The sequence below is a fragment of the Acidobacteriota bacterium genome, from assembly GCA_020845575.1.
In the GTDB taxonomy this organism is placed as follows: Bacteria; Acidobacteriota; Vicinamibacteria; order Vicinamibacterales; family Vicinamibacteraceae; genus Luteitalea.
The window spans coordinates 16,288-33,166 of sequence record JADLFL010000034.1 but is presented as its reverse complement, the minus strand read 5'-3'; the positions used below and the strand labels follow the sequence as shown (position 1 = coordinate 33,166).

At 68.7% G+C, this 16,879-nt stretch carries 21 protein-coding genes; 16 read left to right on the top strand and 5 right to left on the bottom strand.

The window, feature by feature from the left end; all coding sequences use genetic code 11:
* Position 1: 1 nt before the first annotated feature.
* The 14 genes from IT182_09355 (at position 2) to IT182_09290 (ending at position 10,574) form a co-directional block, all read left to right on the top strand.
* Entirely contained in the window at positions 2-778 is a 777-nt protein-coding gene (locus IT182_09355) for a hypothetical protein (protein ID MCC6163542.1), read from the top strand.
* 15 nt (positions 779-793) lie between these two features.
* Positions 794-1,540, top strand: a complete 747-nt coding sequence (locus IT182_09350; protein MCC6163541.1) for a flagellar hook basal-body protein — start codon at positions 794-796, stop codon at positions 1,538-1,540.
* Positions 1,541-1,633: 93 nt separating this feature from the next.
* Positions 1,634-2,422: a flagellar basal-body rod protein FlgG gene (gene flgG / locus IT182_09345; protein MCC6163540.1), complete on the top strand. Its 789-nt coding sequence runs from the start codon at positions 1,634-1,636 to the stop codon at positions 2,420-2,422.
* The gene (gene flgA, locus IT182_09340; protein MCC6163539.1) at positions 2,412-3,113 is read left to right on the top strand and encodes a flagellar basal body P-ring formation protein FlgA; all 702 of its coding nucleotides are present in this window, start codon (positions 2,412-2,414) and stop codon (positions 3,111-3,113) included. The genes flgG and flgA overlap by 11 nt, the downstream gene beginning before the upstream one ends.
* The gene (locus IT182_09335; GenBank protein ID MCC6163538.1) at positions 3,103-3,801 is read left to right on the top strand and encodes a flagellar basal body L-ring protein FlgH; all 699 of its coding nucleotides are present in this window, start codon (positions 3,103-3,105) and stop codon (positions 3,799-3,801) included. The genes flgA and IT182_09335 overlap by 11 nt, the downstream gene beginning before the upstream one ends.
* A gap of 114 nt (positions 3,802-3,915) precedes the next feature.
* On the top strand, positions 3,916-5,022 hold the full coding sequence (locus tag IT182_09330; GenBank protein ID MCC6163537.1) for a flagellar basal body P-ring protein FlgI: 1,107 nt from the start codon (positions 3,916-3,918) through the stop codon (positions 5,020-5,022).
* Between the two features lie 18 nt (positions 5,023-5,040).
* On the top strand, positions 5,041-5,910 hold the full coding sequence (locus IT182_09325; protein ID MCC6163536.1) for a peptidoglycan DD-metalloendopeptidase family protein: 870 nt from the start codon (positions 5,041-5,043) through the stop codon (positions 5,908-5,910).
* Positions 5,911-5,970: 60 nt separating this feature from the next.
* Positions 5,971-6,264, top strand: a complete 294-nt coding sequence (gene flgM / locus IT182_09320; GenBank protein ID MCC6163535.1) for a flagellar biosynthesis anti-sigma factor FlgM — start codon at positions 5,971-5,973, stop codon at positions 6,262-6,264.
* A 32-nt stretch (positions 6,265-6,296) separates the two neighbouring features.
* Positions 6,297-6,659 (top strand): hypothetical protein, encoded by a 363-nt coding sequence (locus IT182_09315; protein ID MCC6163534.1) that lies wholly within the window; start codon positions 6,297-6,299, stop codon positions 6,657-6,659.
* Entirely contained in the window at positions 6,659-8,023 is a 1,365-nt protein-coding gene (gene flgK, locus IT182_09310; GenBank protein MCC6163533.1) for a flagellar hook-associated protein FlgK, read from the top strand. Before IT182_09315 ends, flgK begins: the two co-directional genes overlap by 1 nt.
* Before the next feature lie 9 nt (positions 8,024-8,032).
* The gene (locus IT182_09305) at positions 8,033-8,929 is read left to right on the top strand and encodes a hypothetical protein (GenBank protein MCC6163532.1); all 897 of its coding nucleotides are present in this window, start codon (positions 8,033-8,035) and stop codon (positions 8,927-8,929) included.
* Positions 8,926-9,375 carry a flagellar assembly protein FliW gene (gene fliW / locus IT182_09300; protein ID MCC6163531.1) on the top strand — a complete coding sequence of 150 codons (450 nt, stop codon included), beginning with the start codon at positions 8,926-8,928 and terminating at the stop codon, positions 9,373-9,375. Before IT182_09305 ends, fliW begins: the two co-directional genes overlap by 4 nt.
* A 15-nt stretch (positions 9,376-9,390) precedes the next feature.
* Positions 9,391-9,630, top strand: coding sequence for a carbon storage regulator CsrA (gene csrA / locus IT182_09295; GenBank protein MCC6163530.1), 240 nt, complete (start codon positions 9,391-9,393; stop codon positions 9,628-9,630).
* A complete protein-coding gene (locus tag IT182_09290; GenBank protein ID MCC6163529.1) occupies positions 9,627-10,574 on the top strand; it encodes a GNAT family N-acetyltransferase in 948 nt (315 codons plus the stop codon). The genes csrA and IT182_09290 overlap by 4 nt, the downstream gene beginning before the upstream one ends.
* Before the next feature lie 4 nt (positions 10,575-10,578).
* On the opposite strand, the gene IT182_09285 is transcribed toward IT182_09290, so the two are convergent.
* From IT182_09285 to IT182_09265, 5 genes are all read right to left on the bottom strand, one after another.
* Positions 10,579-11,049: a hypothetical protein gene (locus tag IT182_09285; protein MCC6163528.1), complete on the bottom strand. Its 471-nt coding sequence runs from the start codon at positions 11,047-11,049 to the stop codon at positions 10,579-10,581.
* An 18-nt stretch (positions 11,050-11,067) separates the two neighbouring features.
* On the bottom strand, positions 11,068-11,502 hold the full coding sequence (fliS, locus tag IT182_09280) for a flagellar export chaperone FliS (protein ID MCC6163527.1): 435 nt from the start codon (positions 11,500-11,502) through the stop codon (positions 11,068-11,070).
* 19 nt (positions 11,503-11,521) lie between these two features.
* A complete protein-coding gene (gene fliD / locus IT182_09275) occupies positions 11,522-12,856 on the bottom strand; it encodes a flagellar filament capping protein FliD (protein ID MCC6163526.1) in 1,335 nt (444 codons plus the stop codon).
* A gap of 167 nt (positions 12,857-13,023) precedes the next feature.
* Positions 13,024-13,827: a flagellin FliC gene (locus tag IT182_09270; GenBank protein MCC6163525.1), complete on the bottom strand. Its 804-nt coding sequence runs from the start codon at positions 13,825-13,827 to the stop codon at positions 13,024-13,026.
* Positions 13,828-14,037: 210 nt separating this feature from the next.
* Positions 14,038-14,853, bottom strand: coding sequence for a flagellin FliC (locus IT182_09265; protein MCC6163524.1), 816 nt, complete (start codon positions 14,851-14,853; stop codon positions 14,038-14,040).
* A gap of 244 nt (positions 14,854-15,097) precedes the next feature.
* Between IT182_09265 and IT182_09260 the strand changes: the two genes are divergently transcribed.
* Together IT182_09260 and IT182_09255 are read left to right on the top strand one after the other, a co-directional pair.
* Positions 15,098-15,685 carry a hypothetical protein gene (locus tag IT182_09260; protein ID MCC6163523.1) on the top strand — a complete coding sequence of 196 codons (588 nt, stop codon included), beginning with the start codon at positions 15,098-15,100 and terminating at the stop codon, positions 15,683-15,685.
* Positions 15,686-15,696: 11 nt separating this feature from the next.
* Positions 15,697-16,878, top strand: coding sequence for a DegT/DnrJ/EryC1/StrS family aminotransferase (locus tag IT182_09255; GenBank protein MCC6163522.1), 1,182 nt, complete (start codon positions 15,697-15,699; stop codon positions 16,876-16,878).
* Position 16,879 lies beyond the last annotated feature (1 nt).

Genomic DNA, 16,879 nt, shown 5'->3' with positions numbered 1-16,879 from the left:
CATGCGGCGCTGCGCGCATAGCGAGTGCCGCGCCGGCCGCCTGCTGGCACTGGTGCGTCGCGGTCTGCACTTCGACGGCGAGTGGTTCTGCACGGCGGCGTGCCTGGCCGACGCCACCACACGTCGCCTCGCGTCGCTGAAGCCGCCCGCATGTCCGCTGGTATCTCCCATGCCGCCGGTGCGACTCGGCGCGTCGCTCGTGGCGGCGCGTGCGATCAGTGCCGAGACGTTGCACGCGGCGCTGGACGCGCAACGGGTGACGGGCCAGCGCCTCGGCGCGCAACTGCTCGAGATGCGCGCGATCGACGAGACCCCTCTCACGCACGCGCTGGCGCGCCAGTGCGGCGTCGGATTCCTCGCCCGCGTGGATGTCGCCTCGGTGCGTCGTCCCGTGGCGGACCTGTCGCGAACCGTCGTACATGCCCTCGGGATCGTCCCGCTGTGCATCGAGCGCGATGGCACGTTGCGCACCGCCGTGACGGCGCCATTGCCTCGCATGGCCATCGCCGCACTCCAGACGGGCACTGGACGACGCGTGCGGCCCTATCTGGTGAGCGACGGGGTACTCGTGTCGCTCCTCGATGCCTACGGAGAGGCCGACGTGCTGCGCGTGCCTGCGGGTGTCGGCCGCCTGTCAGCCGCGCAAGCGGCGCGACGGATTGTCGACGGCGCCCTCGACGGGACCGCGGCGTCATGGCAGCACACATGGGGCCCGGGATTTGCATGGATACGCATCGACGGCGCGGCGGGTCGCCAGGACCTGATCGTGGCGCCCTGAGGAGATGGAGCAGAGATGGCAGGCGGCGCATACGCGGCGTTGAGCGGGTTGCGGAGTCGGATGGAGCAGTTGGACAGGCTCGCCGGCGACATCGCCAATGCCAAGACAGCAGGCTACAAGTCCGAGCGCGTGACCACGCAGGCCGCCGAGCGCCCTGATTTCGATCGGGTGCTCCAGGCGGCCGTGGACGTTACGCCCGCCACGGGGTACCTCGATTTCCGTCCGGGCTCGATGGAGCGCACGGGGCGCGACCTCGATTTCGCGATCGAAGGCCGCGGCTTCTTCGTGGTGGACACCCCCAATGGGCCGCGCTACACGCGCAACGGCCATTTGTCGATCGCGACCGACGGCACGCTGGTCACGGCCGATGGGCACCCGCTGCAGGCGGTGGCCCCCCAAGGGACGACAGACCGCACCCTGAAGGTCGACGCCACGAGCGGCCCCCTCAGCGTTGCCGGCGACGGTACCGTCAGCGCGGGCTCGCAGACGATGGGCCGTCTTCGCGTGGTGGACTTCGATGACTACTCGACGCTCGAGCGTGAAGAGCTCGGGCGGTTTCGCGCACCCGCCTCCCTGACGCCAGAAGAGTCGAGCAACGCCGAGGTGCGATCGGGTCTGCTCGAGGCGTCGAACGTCTCGGTGGTGGATCGCATGGTGGCGCTCACGGAAGTCGCGCGCGGTTTCGAAGCACTCCAGCGCGGACTCAACATCCTGCACACGGAACTCGACGGACGCGCCATCTCGGAACTGGGCAGGCGGTAGGGCGGAGCGCCCGCGCCATCGGACGTTTTCGCACGGTGCGCATACACGGCCACGGAATGGCCCGCACCGTCAATCGGCAGTCAGAGGACGAACATGATTCGAGCGATGTACACCGCCGCGAGCGGCATGAACGCGCAGCAGGCCAACATCGACAACATCGCGCACAACCTGGCCAACGTGAACACGTCGGGCTTCAAGAAGAGCCGCGTCGAGTTCGAGGACCTGGTCTACCAGCAGATCACGGCGGCAGGCAGCGCCACTGACGCGACTGCCGAATCGCCCGTGGGCATGGAACTCGGCCTCGGCGCCAAGCCCGTGGCGATCTCGCGTGACTTCGGCAGCGGCAACCTGCGCGCCACCAACGCACCGTACGACCTCGCGATCGAAGGGCGCGGCTTCCTCCAGATCACGTTGCCCGACGGTCAGACGGCGTATACGCGCTCGGGCAACCTGCACGTGAATCAGGAAGGCACGCTCGTGACCAACGAGGGATACGTGGTGGAACCGTCGATCACGATCCCGGCCAACGCCGTGTCCGTGAGCATCTCGCGCGATGGCATCGTCTCGGCGACGGTGGCCGGAGAGAGCGCCGCGCAGCAGGTGGGCACGATCGAACTGGCCGCGTTCCAGAATCCCGCGGGACTGCACGCGATGGGCAGCAACCTGTTCACCGTGACCACCGCATCGGGCGATGCGATCACGGGTCTGCCCGGGACCGACGGCCTCGGTACGTTGCAGCAGGGATTCCTCGAAGAGTCCAACGTCAGCATCGTCGAGGAGATGGTGAACATGATCCTCGGCCAGCGCGCGTACGAGGCGAATTCGAAGGTGATTCGCACGGCGGACGAGATGCTCCAGCAGGTGAACGGGCTTGCGCGCTAGCCGCATGCTCCTGGCGGGGCTTGCCCTGGCGTGCATCGCGGTGCAGGCGCGTGCGCAGGTGCCCACGGTGCTCGACGAGGCACTCGCGCGCGCGACCGACGCCGTACGCGACACGTTCGGCGTAGACGCGGAGGTGACGCTCGACGCGCCGGTGCTGCACGTCCTGCCACGGACGTCGCGAGTGACGCGGGCCGTCCCCGAACCCTCGAGCCGAACGGCAGGACCGGTGCGCTTCGTCCTGTACGGGCCGTCGGCGTCGCGTGACGTTCGCGTGGGCCGGCTCACGGCGCGCGTCCGCGTCAGCGCCCGCCACGTCCGCGCCGTCGGCGCGCTCCGTCCGCGATCGGCGTTCACCGAGACGTCGGTCATCGAGGTGCGCGAGGACATCGGGCGCCAGCTCCTGGCGCCGCTGCCGACCCTCGCCGCCGTGATTGGCGCCACGTCGCGCAAGTCATTCAGGGATGGCGACGTGGTGACGCACACCGCGCTCGTCGCACGTCCGCTCGTGGCCTCGGGCGACGAAGTGGTCACCGTGGCGCGGATCGGTGGCCTCGAAATCCGCGGACGCGCCATCGCGGCACAGGCCGCCGGTCTCGGCGATCCGGTGATCGTGGTGAACCCGGACAGCCGTCGGCGCCTGCACGGCCGCGTACGTGGCCAGGCGCTCGTGGAGGTGATGCATGGTTCGTAGCAGCCTCGGCGCCGTTCTCGGCAGCCTCGTTGTCGCGCAGATGGCGATCGCCCAGACGGCGAACCCGATGCCGAAGGATACGTATGACGCCGCCATCCAGCGGCACCTGGAAACCGCGCGATTGCTCGCGCGCGCGTCGGCCGCACCGGCCGACGAACCCTCGCTCGACTGGATCACCGGCCTCACGTCGGACCGGCGCGCGAGCCGGGTGAACGACATCATCACCGTACGCGTGGTGGAGAACATCGAGTCGGCGGCGACGGCCGACTCGCGGCTCGACAAGAAGAGCAAGGGATCGGCAGGCGTGCCGACGCTGTTCGGCCTCGAGACCAAGATGCCCTCGATGATCGATCCCTCGTCTCTGGCGAGCGCGAGCACCGAGACCGCGTTCAAGGGCGGCGGGACGACGTCACGCACCAGCATGCTGACGGCGACGATGACGGCGCGCGTGAGCGAAGTCCTGCCCAATGGAGATCTCGTGCTGGAGGGCGTGCGCGAACTCGATCTGAACGGCGAGCGCCAGGTCGTGGTGCTGACGGGCGTGGTGCGTGCGCAGGACGTGCGCCGCAGCAACCAGATCCTGTCGACGCAGATCGCGCAACTCCGCATCCAGTACTACGGCCGCGGCCTGATGCGCGACAACCTGAAGCCGGGATTCCTGCTCCGGATCATCAACAAGATCTTCTAGCAGGCAACCGGCAATCGGCAACGGGCAACCGGATGGCACGAGGCAGGCACTGAGTGGTGGAGTACATCGATGACTGAGACGAGGAGGTCGGGCGTGGGACGGTGGGCGGGGTGGATGGCTGCTGCCGCGGCGGCCGTACTGGTCGTGACGGTGCCGGTCGGCGCGCGCAGTGGTGCGACGACGCGGGTGAAGGACGTGGCGTCGCTGGTCGGCGTGCGGCCGTCGCCGCTCATCGGGTACGGCCTGGTGATCGGCCTCAACCGGACCGGCGACAAGCGTCAGACGCTGTTCACCAATCTCTCGATGGCCAACACGCTCGAGCGCTTCGGCGTGATCGTGACGCCGGAGATGATGAAGGTCGAGAACGTGGCCGCCGTGATGGTCAGCGCCGAACTCCCGCCGTTTGCGCGACCGGGCGTCCGGCTCGACGTGATCGTGTCGTCGATCGGCGACGCGCGCAGCCTGCAGGGCGGCACGCTCGTGCCCACGCCGCTGCGCGGCATGGACGGCGAGGTCGTGGCGCTCGCGCAGGGTGCGCTGACGCTCGGCGGCTTCGGCGCCGGGAGCGGCGGCAACAAGGTCCAGGTCAACCACCTGACAGCCGGACGCGTGCCCGGCGGCGGTCTCGTGCAGGTGCAGCCGCGCGGCGAGGTGCCCGACGGCGATCGCGTGATGCTCGCGCTCAACACGCCCGACTTCTCGACGGCGGCGCGTCTCGCGGCGGCCGTCGACAGCGCGCTTGGTACCGGCGTGGCGCGCGCGATCGATCCCGCGACGGTGGCGATCGCCGTGCCGGCGGATCTGCGCGGGAACGTGCCGGCGTTGATGGCGCGCATCGAGGCGTTGCCCGTCGAATCCGACGTGCCCGCTCGCGTGGTGATCAACGAACGGACGGGCACGGTGGTCGTCGGTTCGCTCGTCACACTCGGGGCGGCGGCCGTCGCGCACGGATCGCTCGCCGTCAGGATCAGCACCAGGTACGAGGTGTCGCAGCCCAACGCGTCGTTCGCGCCGGGGCGGGCGGAGACCGTCGTCGTGCCGAACCAGGACGTGGATGTGAAGGAGACCGAATCGCGACTCGTCGCGCTGGAGGAAGGCGTGACGCTCGACGCCGTCGTGCGCGCGCTCAATGCGCTCGGCGTGACGCCGCGCGACATCATCGCCATCGTGCAGGCGCTCAAGGCCGCCGGCGCCCTCCGCGCGGAGATCGTCGTCATCTAGCGCCCGGCGCTCGCTGCCATGACTCGCGATCTCTCGACTCCAGCCGCCGTATCGCCGTCCGACGCCGGAACCCGGCTCGCGGACCGCGCGAATCCCGCGGCAGAAGCGGTCACGCTCGGCGAACTCGCGGCGCAGTTCGAGTCGATGCTGATGCTCGAGATGATCAAGCAGATGCGCAAGTCGCTGCTCGACGAGGAGGCCGCGGGTGAGGGGCTTGGCAAGGAGACGTACTCGTCGACCATCGACAGCGAACTCGCGCTCCACCTCGCGAGGGCCGGCGGGCTGGGACTCACGCCCACCATGGTCGACGCCTGGACCCGCCAGCAGTCGGCTGTCGCACCGGGTTCGATCACCGACACCGAACCGAGGGCCTTCGACGTGGCACCTCGTGCGACTGACGCTACAGCAGCCGCGGAGACAATGTCGGTGCACCGACACGCGAGTCCAGTCACAGCCGCGAATCCGTCTCGCGAGACATCGGCCGTGTCGCTCGAAATGGCCGGACGTGTCAGTTCCGCCTACGGATGGCGTGGCGATCCGTTCAGCGGTCGTGCCAGGTTCCATGGCGGCATCGACCTTGCAGCCGGATACGGTGCCCCCGTGCCGGCAGCGGCTCACGGCACGGTGGTGACGGCGGAGGAGCAGGGTGGGTACGGCCTCACCGTTGTCATCAGGCACCAGAACGGCTTCGAATCGCGATACGCGCACTTGTCGTCGTTCGACGTGCGGCCGGGCCAGACCGTCGCGCAGGGTCAGCAGCTGGGACGCGTGGGCAGCACGGGCCGATCCACGGGTCCGCACCTGCATTTCGAGGTGACGCAAGCAGGTCGGCGGGTGGACCCGGCGCAATTCGTCAGGAATTTGACAGGTGACATTAAAGGTCAGTGAAGGACTGCCGATTCCTGTGGGTACGCGCCGGCTTCTCGCCGGACGCGACAGGAGTAGACGATGAAGATTGAGGGCGAGCGCCCATCGGGCGTACACGACGCGGGGCAGACCAGGCAGGTGGACCGCGCAGCGCAGGAGCGGGCCCAGCAGGCGCGCGAGAGCGCCGGTGGCGATCGCGTGGACGTGTCTGCCGACGCCATGCTGCTCGGGAAGGCACTCGACGCCGCGTCGAAGACACCCGAAATCCGGCAGGACGTGGTCGAGCGCGCCAAGGCGAAGCTGGCCGCCGGCGAGATCGGCAACGACGCGGAGCGTCTGGCAGACCGCCTGATCGACAGCCTGCTGTCCAAGTAGGCCGGCGACCCCGGCCAGATGAGGGAGCACCGGTGGCGAAGCATCCGTCACGACTGACGCACACGGCGCGGGCGCTCGAAACGGCCCTCACGGGGCTCGCCGACGCCCTGACCCGCGTCGACTACGACGTCATGGCCAACAGCGAGACGGCGTTGCACATGCGCGTCCAGGCCTTCAAGACCGCTGCTGCCGACGCGCTGTCGGCGGGCGAGTCCCTGTCGTCGATCGACGCCGAGTCGCTCGTGACCGCCATGGCGCGGTGTCGTCGTCTTGGCGGGTCGCTGCTGCAGTTGACGGGCGCTCCCGCGTCCTTCGATGCCCCTGGCGGCTACACGCCCGTGGGGCAGTTGCACGCGTCCGTCGACGGCGGCGCGTATCTGACGGCGAGAGGCTGATGTCCCTGTTCGGCATGCTCGGCAGCGCCTCGCGGGCGCTCGACGTCCAGCGCTTCGGCCTCGACGTCGTTGGCAACAACCTGGCCAACATCAATACACCCGGCTATACCCGGCGTGTCGCCGATCTCGGCACCGTGGCCCCGCACGACAGGTTCTCGGCGGGCAACGGCGCGCAGGTGCTCGGCGTGCGGTCGCTGCGCGACCGCCTGTTCGATCAGCGCCTGTTCGACGAGGCGCCGATGGAGCGGAAGCAGGCGGCGCTGGCAGACACGCTCGGACTCGCGGAAGTCGCGCTCGGCACGCCTGGCAGTTCGCTCGATTCGGACCTGGCCCAGTTCTTCGACGCGTTCGCGCAACTGGCCGACGCACCCACGTCGCCCACGGCGCGGCAGCAGGTGCTGTCGGAAGGTGCCGGACTCGCGGCGGCATTCAACGGCATGTCGTCGCGATTGACGGACGCCGCGAACGCCGCCGACGTGCGCGTCCGGCAGGACGTCATCCAGATCAATCAGCTCACCGATCGGATCGCCGTGCTCAACAAGGCGATCGGCTCGGCGCCCACGTCCCAGACCCTGCACCTGCGTGACGAGCAGATGGAGGCCATCAAGGAGTTGTCGGGCATCATCGGTACGCAAGTGATCGAGCTGGCCGACGGCACGATGCAGGTGCAGACGCGCACAGGGCGTCCCCTGGTGGTGGGCAACGACGCGTACGCGGTGGAGGCGGTGAGCACGCCTCCGTACGGATACGCGCGCATCCAGGCCGCCGGCGTGGACATCACCGCCGAGATCACCGACGGACGCGTGGCCGGCGCCATCCAGGCGCGCGATCAGTCGATACCGGCCTACATGGCGCAGCTCGACCAGATCGCCTACGACGTCGCCAACGCGGTCAACGCACTCCACACGACGGGTTACGACAAGAACGGCGCGGTGGGTGGGAACTTCTTCACGACGCCCGCGACGGTCGCCGGCGCGGCCGCTTCACTCTCACTCGATGCCGCCATCGCCGGTCATCCCGAGCGCATCGCGGCAGCCGGCGTGGCGGTGGCTGGAGACAACGTCATCGCGCGTCAGCTCGCCGACCTGCGCGATGCGGCCATCGTGGGTGGCCAGACACCCGACCAGGCATGGTCCGGCCTGGCGTACACCGTGGGACGCGACGTCAACCGCGCACGCGTGGAGCAGGCCAACCGTGCGGACATCCTCGAGCAGATCGAACAGCTGCGCGACAGCGTCTCCGGCGTGTCGATCGACGAAGAAGCCGCGATGATGTTGCGGTTCCAGAGGGCTTATCAGGCCAACGCGCAATTCTTCACCGTGATCGATGAAACGATCACCACGTTGCTGTCCATCAAGCGGTAGGCGAGGCACATGCTCCGGGTCACCGAGAACACGATCTACAGGAACTCGCTGCGCGACATCCAGAACACCGCCACGGCGTTCGCCAAAGCGCGCCAACAGGCGGGATCGGGCATGCGCTACCAGCAGGCGAGCGACAACCCGGCCGCAGCCGCGATCGCGATGCGCGAGCGCGCGGAGATCAACGCGCTCGACAGGTATCGCGACGCGAACGACTCGGTGGACTCCCGCCTGCGCGTCACCGATGCCGTGTTGAGCGACATGATCTCCAGCATCACGCGTGCACAGACGCAGGGTGCGGCCGGTCGCAGCACCGTGCTGTCGTCTGCACAGCGCGAGGCGATCGCGCTCGAGATCGAAGGGGCGCGCGATGCGTTGTTCACGGCGGTGAACACCAGCTACCGCGGCGTCCATCTCTTCTCCGGTGCCGCGAGTACCACCGCACCGTACACGAAGACCGGTGCCACGGTGTCTGCGTATCAGGGGGATGCCAACGTCGTCCAGGTGGACATCTCGCGGTCGTCAGCGGCGGCGGTCACCGTTGACGGAAGCAGCGTGATGCAGGGGAGTGCCGCCAACGACCTGTTCCAGACGCTTGACGCCCTTGCTGCCGCCGTCCGGACGGGCGACATGACGGGGATCGACGGCGCGATCACCGAGCTCGGCGGCGCGTTCGACCGCGCCGTCAGCGCCCAGAGTCGCGTCGGCGCCACGCTGAGCGCCCTGCCGACCGAGAAGGCCCGTCTCGACGAGATGCGGAACGCCAGCAACACGCGTCGGGCGAGTGCCGAGGAGATCAATCTCGCCGAGGCGATTTCCGAAATGACCCGTGCGCAGCAGGCACAGGAGGTGGCGATTGCCGCCGCCGGAACGACGCAGCGCAGTACGCTGATGGACTACCTCCGATGAGCAGTCAGGCCACACCGGCCGCTTCCACGCGCGTCGAGACCGCATTCGGCACGTTCGGCGTCGCCGCGGATCAGGTCATCACGTTCCCGGCCGGGTTGCCCGGATTCGAGGAGTGCCGCCGGTTCGTGGTGCTGTCGTCCCGGGAGCTCGATCCGTTCCAGTGCCTGCAATCGGTGGAAGGCCCATCGGCGTCGTTCCTCGCCATCGACCCTCGACGCGTGCAGCCCGACTACCGCTGCGCGCTGAGCGATGCCGATCGCGCACGGCTCGGCGATCCCGATGACGGCGCGCTCGTGTGGCTGGCCGTCGTCACCATCCTCGACGAGCGCACCATGGTGAATCTGCGCGCGCCCGTGGTGGTCAACTCCGCGCGGATGCTGGGCTACCAGTTGATGCCGTCCAACAGCTTGTACCCGCTGCGGTACGAGTTGACACCTTCGGCCTGAGCGAGGAACCCCGTCGTGCTGGTGTTCACGCGTCGCCGCAACGAAGCCATCATCGTGGCCGATGGCATCACGATTCGCGTCCTGCGGATCAGCAAGGATGGGGTCCGCCTGGGCGTCACGGCGCCGCCGAGCGTGCCCGTCCATCGTCAGGAAATCTACGACCAGATTCGCGAGGAGAACCGGCGCGCCGCAGGGCCCGCCGAACTTCCCGCGGGGCTGGCGCACCTGGTCAGGGCGACCGACGGGGCCTCGTGAGACTCGACGACTGGCGCAACCTGCCGGACACCGCGCTGGCGCCCATCTACGAGCGCGAACGCGCGCGATGGGCCAACGGGCTGCAATGGGATCTCGCGCCGTCGCTTCGCGCGATCGAAGCGGCGCGCCGCGAGGGAACGCTTGCGGGGCTCGTGATCCGGGGGCCCGGCCACAGCGTGGTCGGCTGGTCGTACTTCCTCGTGCACAACGGCATGCTGCAGGTGGGCGCGCTCCATGCGCGAACCGCCGACGGCGTGCGCCTGTTGCTCGACGCGATCTTCAAGACGCCTGAAGCCTCGCTCGCGCAGGAACTGCTGCTGTTTGTGTATCCTGACAGCCCTGCCTGCGAGAGCGCGCTGCAGCGGCGGCGCTTCGATGTCACGCGCTACTGGTACCTTCGCCGCACGCTCGACCGCCAGAGCGCCGCGGCGGGAGACGACACCGTCCGCGCGTTGCGCGACAGCGACGGACCCGATCTCGTCCGGTTGTTCGCGCGCGCGTACGCCGGCGTGCCCGGCGCGCGGTGCTTCGCTCCGCACGGCCGACTGGACGAGTGGGCCCAGTACCTCGGCCAGCTCACGCGTGGCACGGCGCTCGGACGTTTCCAAGCGGGCGCCAGCTCCGTTGTCGATGGTCCCGCCCATTCACCGCTGGCAGCCGCGTCGCTCGTCACGGCGCTGTCGGACTGCACCATCCATCTCGCGCAACTCGTCGTGGATCCCCGCGCGCGTCGCCAGCGGCTCGCCACCCGGTTGCTCGACAGGGCGTTGGCATGGGGTGCGACCAACGGGCGGGCCGTGGCCACGCTGCTCGTGAGCGAGCAGAACGCGCACGCACGGGCGCTGTACGATTCCCGCGGGTTCGTGCAGACCGGCTACTTCCTGCACGCGTCGCGGCCCCTCGGCCGACGCGTCCTCTCGCCGGCAGCCGCCGCGAGCGCGTGACGCGCTACCCGCGCTCGGCGAAGAAGCCGGCGGGATCCGGCGACTGATCGATCACCTTCCGATACGCCGCGAGCGTGGCTTCACCTGTCTCCAGGTTGTGCGCCGCCGCGCGACGATCGGCGTCGTCTCGACGCAGGATCGCGAGGCTCTCGTCGTCGAGGCGCCCGATCCGGACGATCGCGTCGCTGGCACGCTGGTGCCTGTCTGCCACGCCGGCAAACCCGGGCATCGTCCTGAAGCGAGACAGATTGGCGGCGATGTGCTGCCGCAGCGGGAGCACGCGCAGCTCGAGGGCGGCAAGTGCGGCCAGCTGTCGTTCACGCTCGCGCGCGAGCGCGGCGAGCAGGTCGGCGTCGACGGGGTGGGGAAGCGTACGCTGACGCGTGGCGAGGGCCTCTATGTCGGCCAGCACCGCCAGTTCCGCGTCGAGGCCGGTGCGGTAGTCGGCCAGCACCGTCTCAGGAGCAGCAGTCACGTCAGACCTCCAGGGCGATCACGCCGCCGGTGCGGGGCCTTGCGTGGCGATCGTGCCCCAGGCGTCACGCAGCGTGGTGAGCAGGCCGATCGCCTCCTCGATGCCGGCCGGGTCGCGCTGCGCATTCGCGTCGTAGCAGCGACCCTGGACATAAGTGTAGAGGCCGTCGAGGCGCGCGGCAATCTCGCCGCCGGCGTCCATGTCCAGCATGTTCTGCAGTTCCTGCACGATGGCCAGGCCGCGCGAGAGCGCGTCGCGCTTGACGCGCATGTCGCCCGCGGCCATCGCGTCGCGAGCCTGTCCGAGGAACCTCAGCGCGCCGTCGTAGAGCATCACCACGAGTTCGACGGGCGTTCGCGATTGCACCTGTGTCTGGAGGTACGCCTGGGCTCCCTTGGTGGACAGGGCCGGGTTCGGAACGGACTGCTGCGTGTACGCCAGAAGCGTGGACATGAGAGCGTGTGCGACTGACTCAGAACAGCGATGACGAGAGGCCGCCCAACTGGGACTTCGACGCGTTGAGCTGCGCGATGGCCAAATCGGCAGCCATGAACTCTTTCTGCATCGCCTCGCGGCGGATGAGGAGCCGGCGTTCCATCTCGTCGATCCGGGACGTGATCTTGGACACCTGATCGCCGAGGCGCGTCTGCGCCGTGGGGATCAGGCCGCCGCTCGACGTGTAGTTCTCGATGGCCGCCTTGACGTTGCCGAACGCGCCGGTGAATCCGGTTCCGCCCTGGAAGAGCGACTTGACGGCGGCCAGATTCGACGTCAGCGCCGACTGGAGGTCGGCGTTGCGGAACTCGAGCTGGCCTGTCCTGTTGAAGGTCAGGCCGACCTGCGCGAGCGACGTATAGGCGCCGCCCGTGGCGACCTCTCCCGTCACCACGCGGCTCAGGCTGCTGCGCAGCTGGCGCACCAGCGGATCGCCGCCGATGTTGTCGCGCTCCTTGTTGCCGTACGCCTTCGTCTGCTGGTCGAGAAACGAGACGAGATCGTTGTAGGCGCTCGTGAACTTCTTGACGAGCTCTTCCACCGACGACAGGTCGCCCGTGATCGTGATCGTCACGGGGTTCTCGGTCGCCTGCTGCAGCGTGAGCGTCGTTCCGGGGACCGCCCCCTCGACGGTGTTGCTGGCGCTCACCACCGCGACGTTGTTGATCGTGAGGTGCGCATCCTGCGCGTCCTGCGCGTTCACGGGATCGAAGCTGAGGCCCGCACCGCCCGTGAGTGTGCTGGTCGGCGTGCCGAAGGCCGCCGCCGCACCCGTCTCCTTGCTGGTGAGGACCAACTGGTACGCGCCGCCCGTGGATCGCACGACGGACGCGTTGACGCCGATCCCGTCTGTGGCGTTGATGGCCGACGCCAGACCTTCCAGCGTGACGTCTTCGGTGATCGCCACCGCCGTGCCGCCGATGGTCAGGCTGCCGCCAGTGGCGACGATGGTCGTGTTGCTGTCGGGGATGGTGCCGTTGGTGACGGTGACCTGCGACCGCGCGAGCTGCGAGACGGCGAGGGCGTACGAACCCGTCGGTGCCGTGCTGGCCGACGACACGCGCGCCACGGCCTCGTTCGAGGACGTGGCCTTGGTGGCGCTGAACGCCGTAGCCGAGGCGAGATTCTGGCTGGCTGATTCGAACGCGCCGAGCCGCGTCGCCAAGGTGCCGAACGCCGTGCGCTGCGCGCGCAGTTCGGCCTGCTGCGTCGTCAGCTGATCGACGGGACGGCGCTCCTGCGCCATCAGGGCTTCGAGCACCGAATTGAAGTCGATGTCGTTGAACCCGCTCATCGTGATTGGCGAACTCATGGCACACACCTCCGCCCCTGAGTCTCAGGGGCCTGTCCCTGAAATCGGCAGTCCAGCGGGAAGCTGTAGTGAGGGGAGCGGTGTTTCGACCGACTGACCGATCGCGACAAAACGAAAGGCGCGCCGACCGGGGCCGGAGGTCCCCGATCGGCGCGAGCGGCTGCGCCCTAGCGCAGCAGCGAGAGCACGGCCGAGGTCTGGCCGTTGGCCTGCGCCAGGGCGGCGATGCCGGACTGGTTCAGGATCGAGAAGCGGGTCAGGTTGGCCGACTCCTCGGCGATGTTGGCGTCGCGGATCCGCGACTCGGCCGCGCGGTTGTTGACGATCTGGCTCTGCGCGAGGCTGATCGCGTAGCTCAGGCGGTTCTGAATCGTACCGACCTGGCCCTGGACCGTACCGAGCGTCGACACCGCGGTCGAGAGGGCCGCCACGGCAGTAGCCGCGCCACTCTGCGTGCTGATGTTGCTGGCCGCGATGCCGAGCGACGTGGTCGTCACCGCATTGACCGAGCCGCCCACGACACCGTTGGCGCCGTCGCTGCTCACGAACACGGAGAAGCCGTTGGCCACGTCGAGCTTCGCCACGCCGGCTTCACGGTTGATCTCTGACAACACGTCGGCGAACTCCGCCTGGAGCGTCGTACGCGACGCGTTGGTCGTGTGACCCGACGCCGCCTGCGTGGCGAGCGTCGCGAGACGGTCGATCAGCTTCGACATGTTGTCGAGCGCGCCATCCTTGATCTGCAGGTCCGACAGGCCGTCGTTGGCGTTGCGAACGCCCTGGTTGAGCACGGCCACCGTCGAACGGTAGCTGTTGGCCACCGCGAGACCCGCGGCGTCGTCACCGGAGCTGTTGATGCGGAAGCCGCTGGAGACGCGCGTGAGGGCCTGACGCAGACCGATGTTGGTCGAGTACAGGTTGGCCTGCGCGTTGTTGGCGGCGACGTTGGTGATGACCGAGAAACTTGCCATGACGATCCTCCTTGACCGTATGGAGTTCGCATCCTTGCGAACTCGAGCGACCCGTGATTGGGTCGTGTGTCGCGGAGGTAATCGGACGGCATGGTGCCGGCTTTAACCGGCACGCCGCGACGCGCGGTCAAGTGCCGTTCGGAAGCGGGCCCGCCACGTGGCGATGACGGACCCTGCCGGAGGAGGACGTGCGCCCAGACGAGCCGCGGACTAGCCGCGGAGCAGCGACAGGACCGCCGTCGTCGACTGATTGGCCTGTGCCAGGGCGGCGATGCCTGACTGGTTCAGGATCGAGTAGCGCGTGAGGTTGGCCGACTCCTCGGCCACGTTTGCATCGCGGATGCGGCTCTCGGCGGCTCTCGTGTTCACCACCTGGCTCTGCGCGAGGCTGATCGCGTGACTGAGACGGTTCTGGAGCTGGCCGACCTGCCCCTGGACAGCACCGAGGTTGGTGATCGCCGTGGAGATCGTCGCCACGGCCGTCTGAGCGTCGTTCTGGTCCAGGATGTTGAGGCCTGTGAGGCCGAGCGCCGTCAGGTCGACGTCGCCGATCGCGCCCGCGACAACGCCGTCCACACCGTTGCTGCTCACAAAGACCGAGAAGCCCTGGTTGGTGCCGGCCACGTTCAGAAGCGCCACGTTGGCTTCGCGCGTGATCTCGTTCATCACGTCCTGGAATTCCGCGTCGAGCGTCGCGCGGGACACGTTGGTGGTCTGGCCAGACGCCGCCTGGGTGCCGAGGACCGCCAGGCGATCGAGCAGTTTCGAGATGTTGTCGAGCGCGCCGTCCTTGATCTGCAGATCGGACAGGCCGTCGTTGGCGTTCCGGATGCCCTGCTGCAGGATCGCGACGTCCGAGCGGTACTTGTTGGCAACCGCCAGGCCGGCCGCATCGTCGCCGGAATAGTTGATGCGATACCCGCTCGAGACGCGGGTGAGGGCCTGACGGAGACCGATGTTGGTCTGGTACAGGTTGGCCTGGGCGTTGACCGAGGCCACGTTTGTCACGACTGAGAACGACGCCATCTTTTCACTCCTCCGGGTTGCGAGCCAGTGGGCTCACGAGGGGAATCGGCCGTCGTGTGCGGGTCTTGAGTGCGTATCCGCACACAGGCCGCACACCACCATCCGCCCTGCCGTGTCTCGACAATCCAACTTCCGTGCCCGGTCCGGCCTCGTCGCGAAAGCTGGCCCCGCCTTTGCTCTGTTCCCAGAGCGTAGGGAGACTTCGATGCTCACACTTCGCGTAGATTCCTCGTTAATCCCGGGCGTGATTGCGCCGATTACCGTCGATGCGCTGCTGTCTGCGGCGGAACCGATTCTGTCCCGGACGGGGCGAATAGTGACGGGTCTCCGCATCAATGGTGTCGACCAGCCGGCATTCCGGGAGCCTGACGTCCTCGCCCTGGACCTGCTGGCCACCGACGATGTGGACCTCGTCACGACGCCCGTCGGCGACCTGGCGACACAGGCACTCGACGACGCCATCAGGTTCCTGCCCGAACTCGGCGACCAGGCGCGCGCCCTGGCGCGCGGGCTCCGCGGTGCCGACGTCGCCCCGCATTGCGCGGGCATCGGCGGACTGGCCGACAATCTCGCGCTCATGGCGGCGCTCGTTCACACGGCAGACCTGTGGGCCCGGCAGGCAGGACTCGCCGGACACGACTGGCTCGGCGAAGACATCGTCGCCGTGGAGCAGGCCGCCGGTGCGATCGAGCGCGCGACCGTCAACGAGGACTGGGTGCGTGCGTCGGACGCGCTCGAACGCGACATGGCGGCGGCGCTCGATGCGTGGGGTGGTCGCCTGGCCGCCGGTCGCGCGCAGGTGCTGGCTCTCGGCCAACTCGTCACCGTCTGAACACCGCGGCAATGTCGACAGGGCACCTCAGACAGACGGGCCCGGCCTTCGTGCCGTTCGCGCGTCCCACCATGGGCGATGCGGAGATCATGGCCGTCACCGACGTGGTCGAGTCGGGATGGCTCACGACGGGACCCCGCGTGAAGGCATTCGAGGCGGCGTTCGCGCGGCACATCGGCGCCGCGGAAGCCGTGGCAGTCAACTCGTGCACAGCCGGTCTGCACCTCGCGCTGCTGGCATCGGGCGTGGGCGCCGGCGACGAGGTGATCACGTCGCCGCTCACGTTCTGCGCCACGGCCAACACCGTGCTGCACGCCGGCGGGACCCCGGTCTTCGTCGACGTCGACAAGGCGACCGGCACGATGAGCGTCGATGCCACGCGCGCGGCGCTGACGCCGCGCACGCGCGCGATCATGCCGGTCCACTACGCGGGACGGCCCGCCGATCCGTTGGCGTTTCGCGCCCTGGCAGACAGGCACGGCGCCCGCCTGGTCGAGGACGCCGCGCACTGCGTCGATGCGTCGGTGCATGGGCGGCGCATCGGCACCATCGCCGACTTCACGGCGTTCAGCTTCTATTCCACCAAGAATCTCGCGACCGGGGAGGGCGGGATGGTCACGACCGCGTCGGCAGAGGATGCCGACTGGATGCGCGTGGCCGCCCTGCACGGCCTGTCGCGCGACGCGTGGGCGCGCTACGCGCCTGGCGCTCCAGCGCACTACGACGTCGTGATGGCGGGCTGGAAGTACAACATGATGGACCTCCAGGCGGCGCTGGGCCTCGCGCAGCTCGACAGACTCGAGACGATGCAGGCGCATCGGGAACGCCTGTGGGCGCGCTACGAGGAAGGCCTCGCCGACCTGCCGCTCGTGCGCGCGGCAGCGGTCCCGGCGGGATGGACGCACGCACGTCATCTCTACACGGTTCACGTGGTGCCGGAGCGGTGCGGTTGGACGCGCGACGACCTGCAGGCCGCGCTCGGCCGCGAGGGTATCGGCACCAGCGTGCACTTCCGCGCGCTGCACCTCCACACGTACTACGCCGAGCGCTTCTCGCTCGCGCGCGGCATGTTCCCCAACGCGGAGTACCACAGCGACACGTCGTTGTCGCTGCCGTTCTGGGGAGGCATGGCGATGCGAGACGTCGACCGCGTGGTCGAGACACTCGAGCGGCTGCTCACCAGGGGTGCCTGAC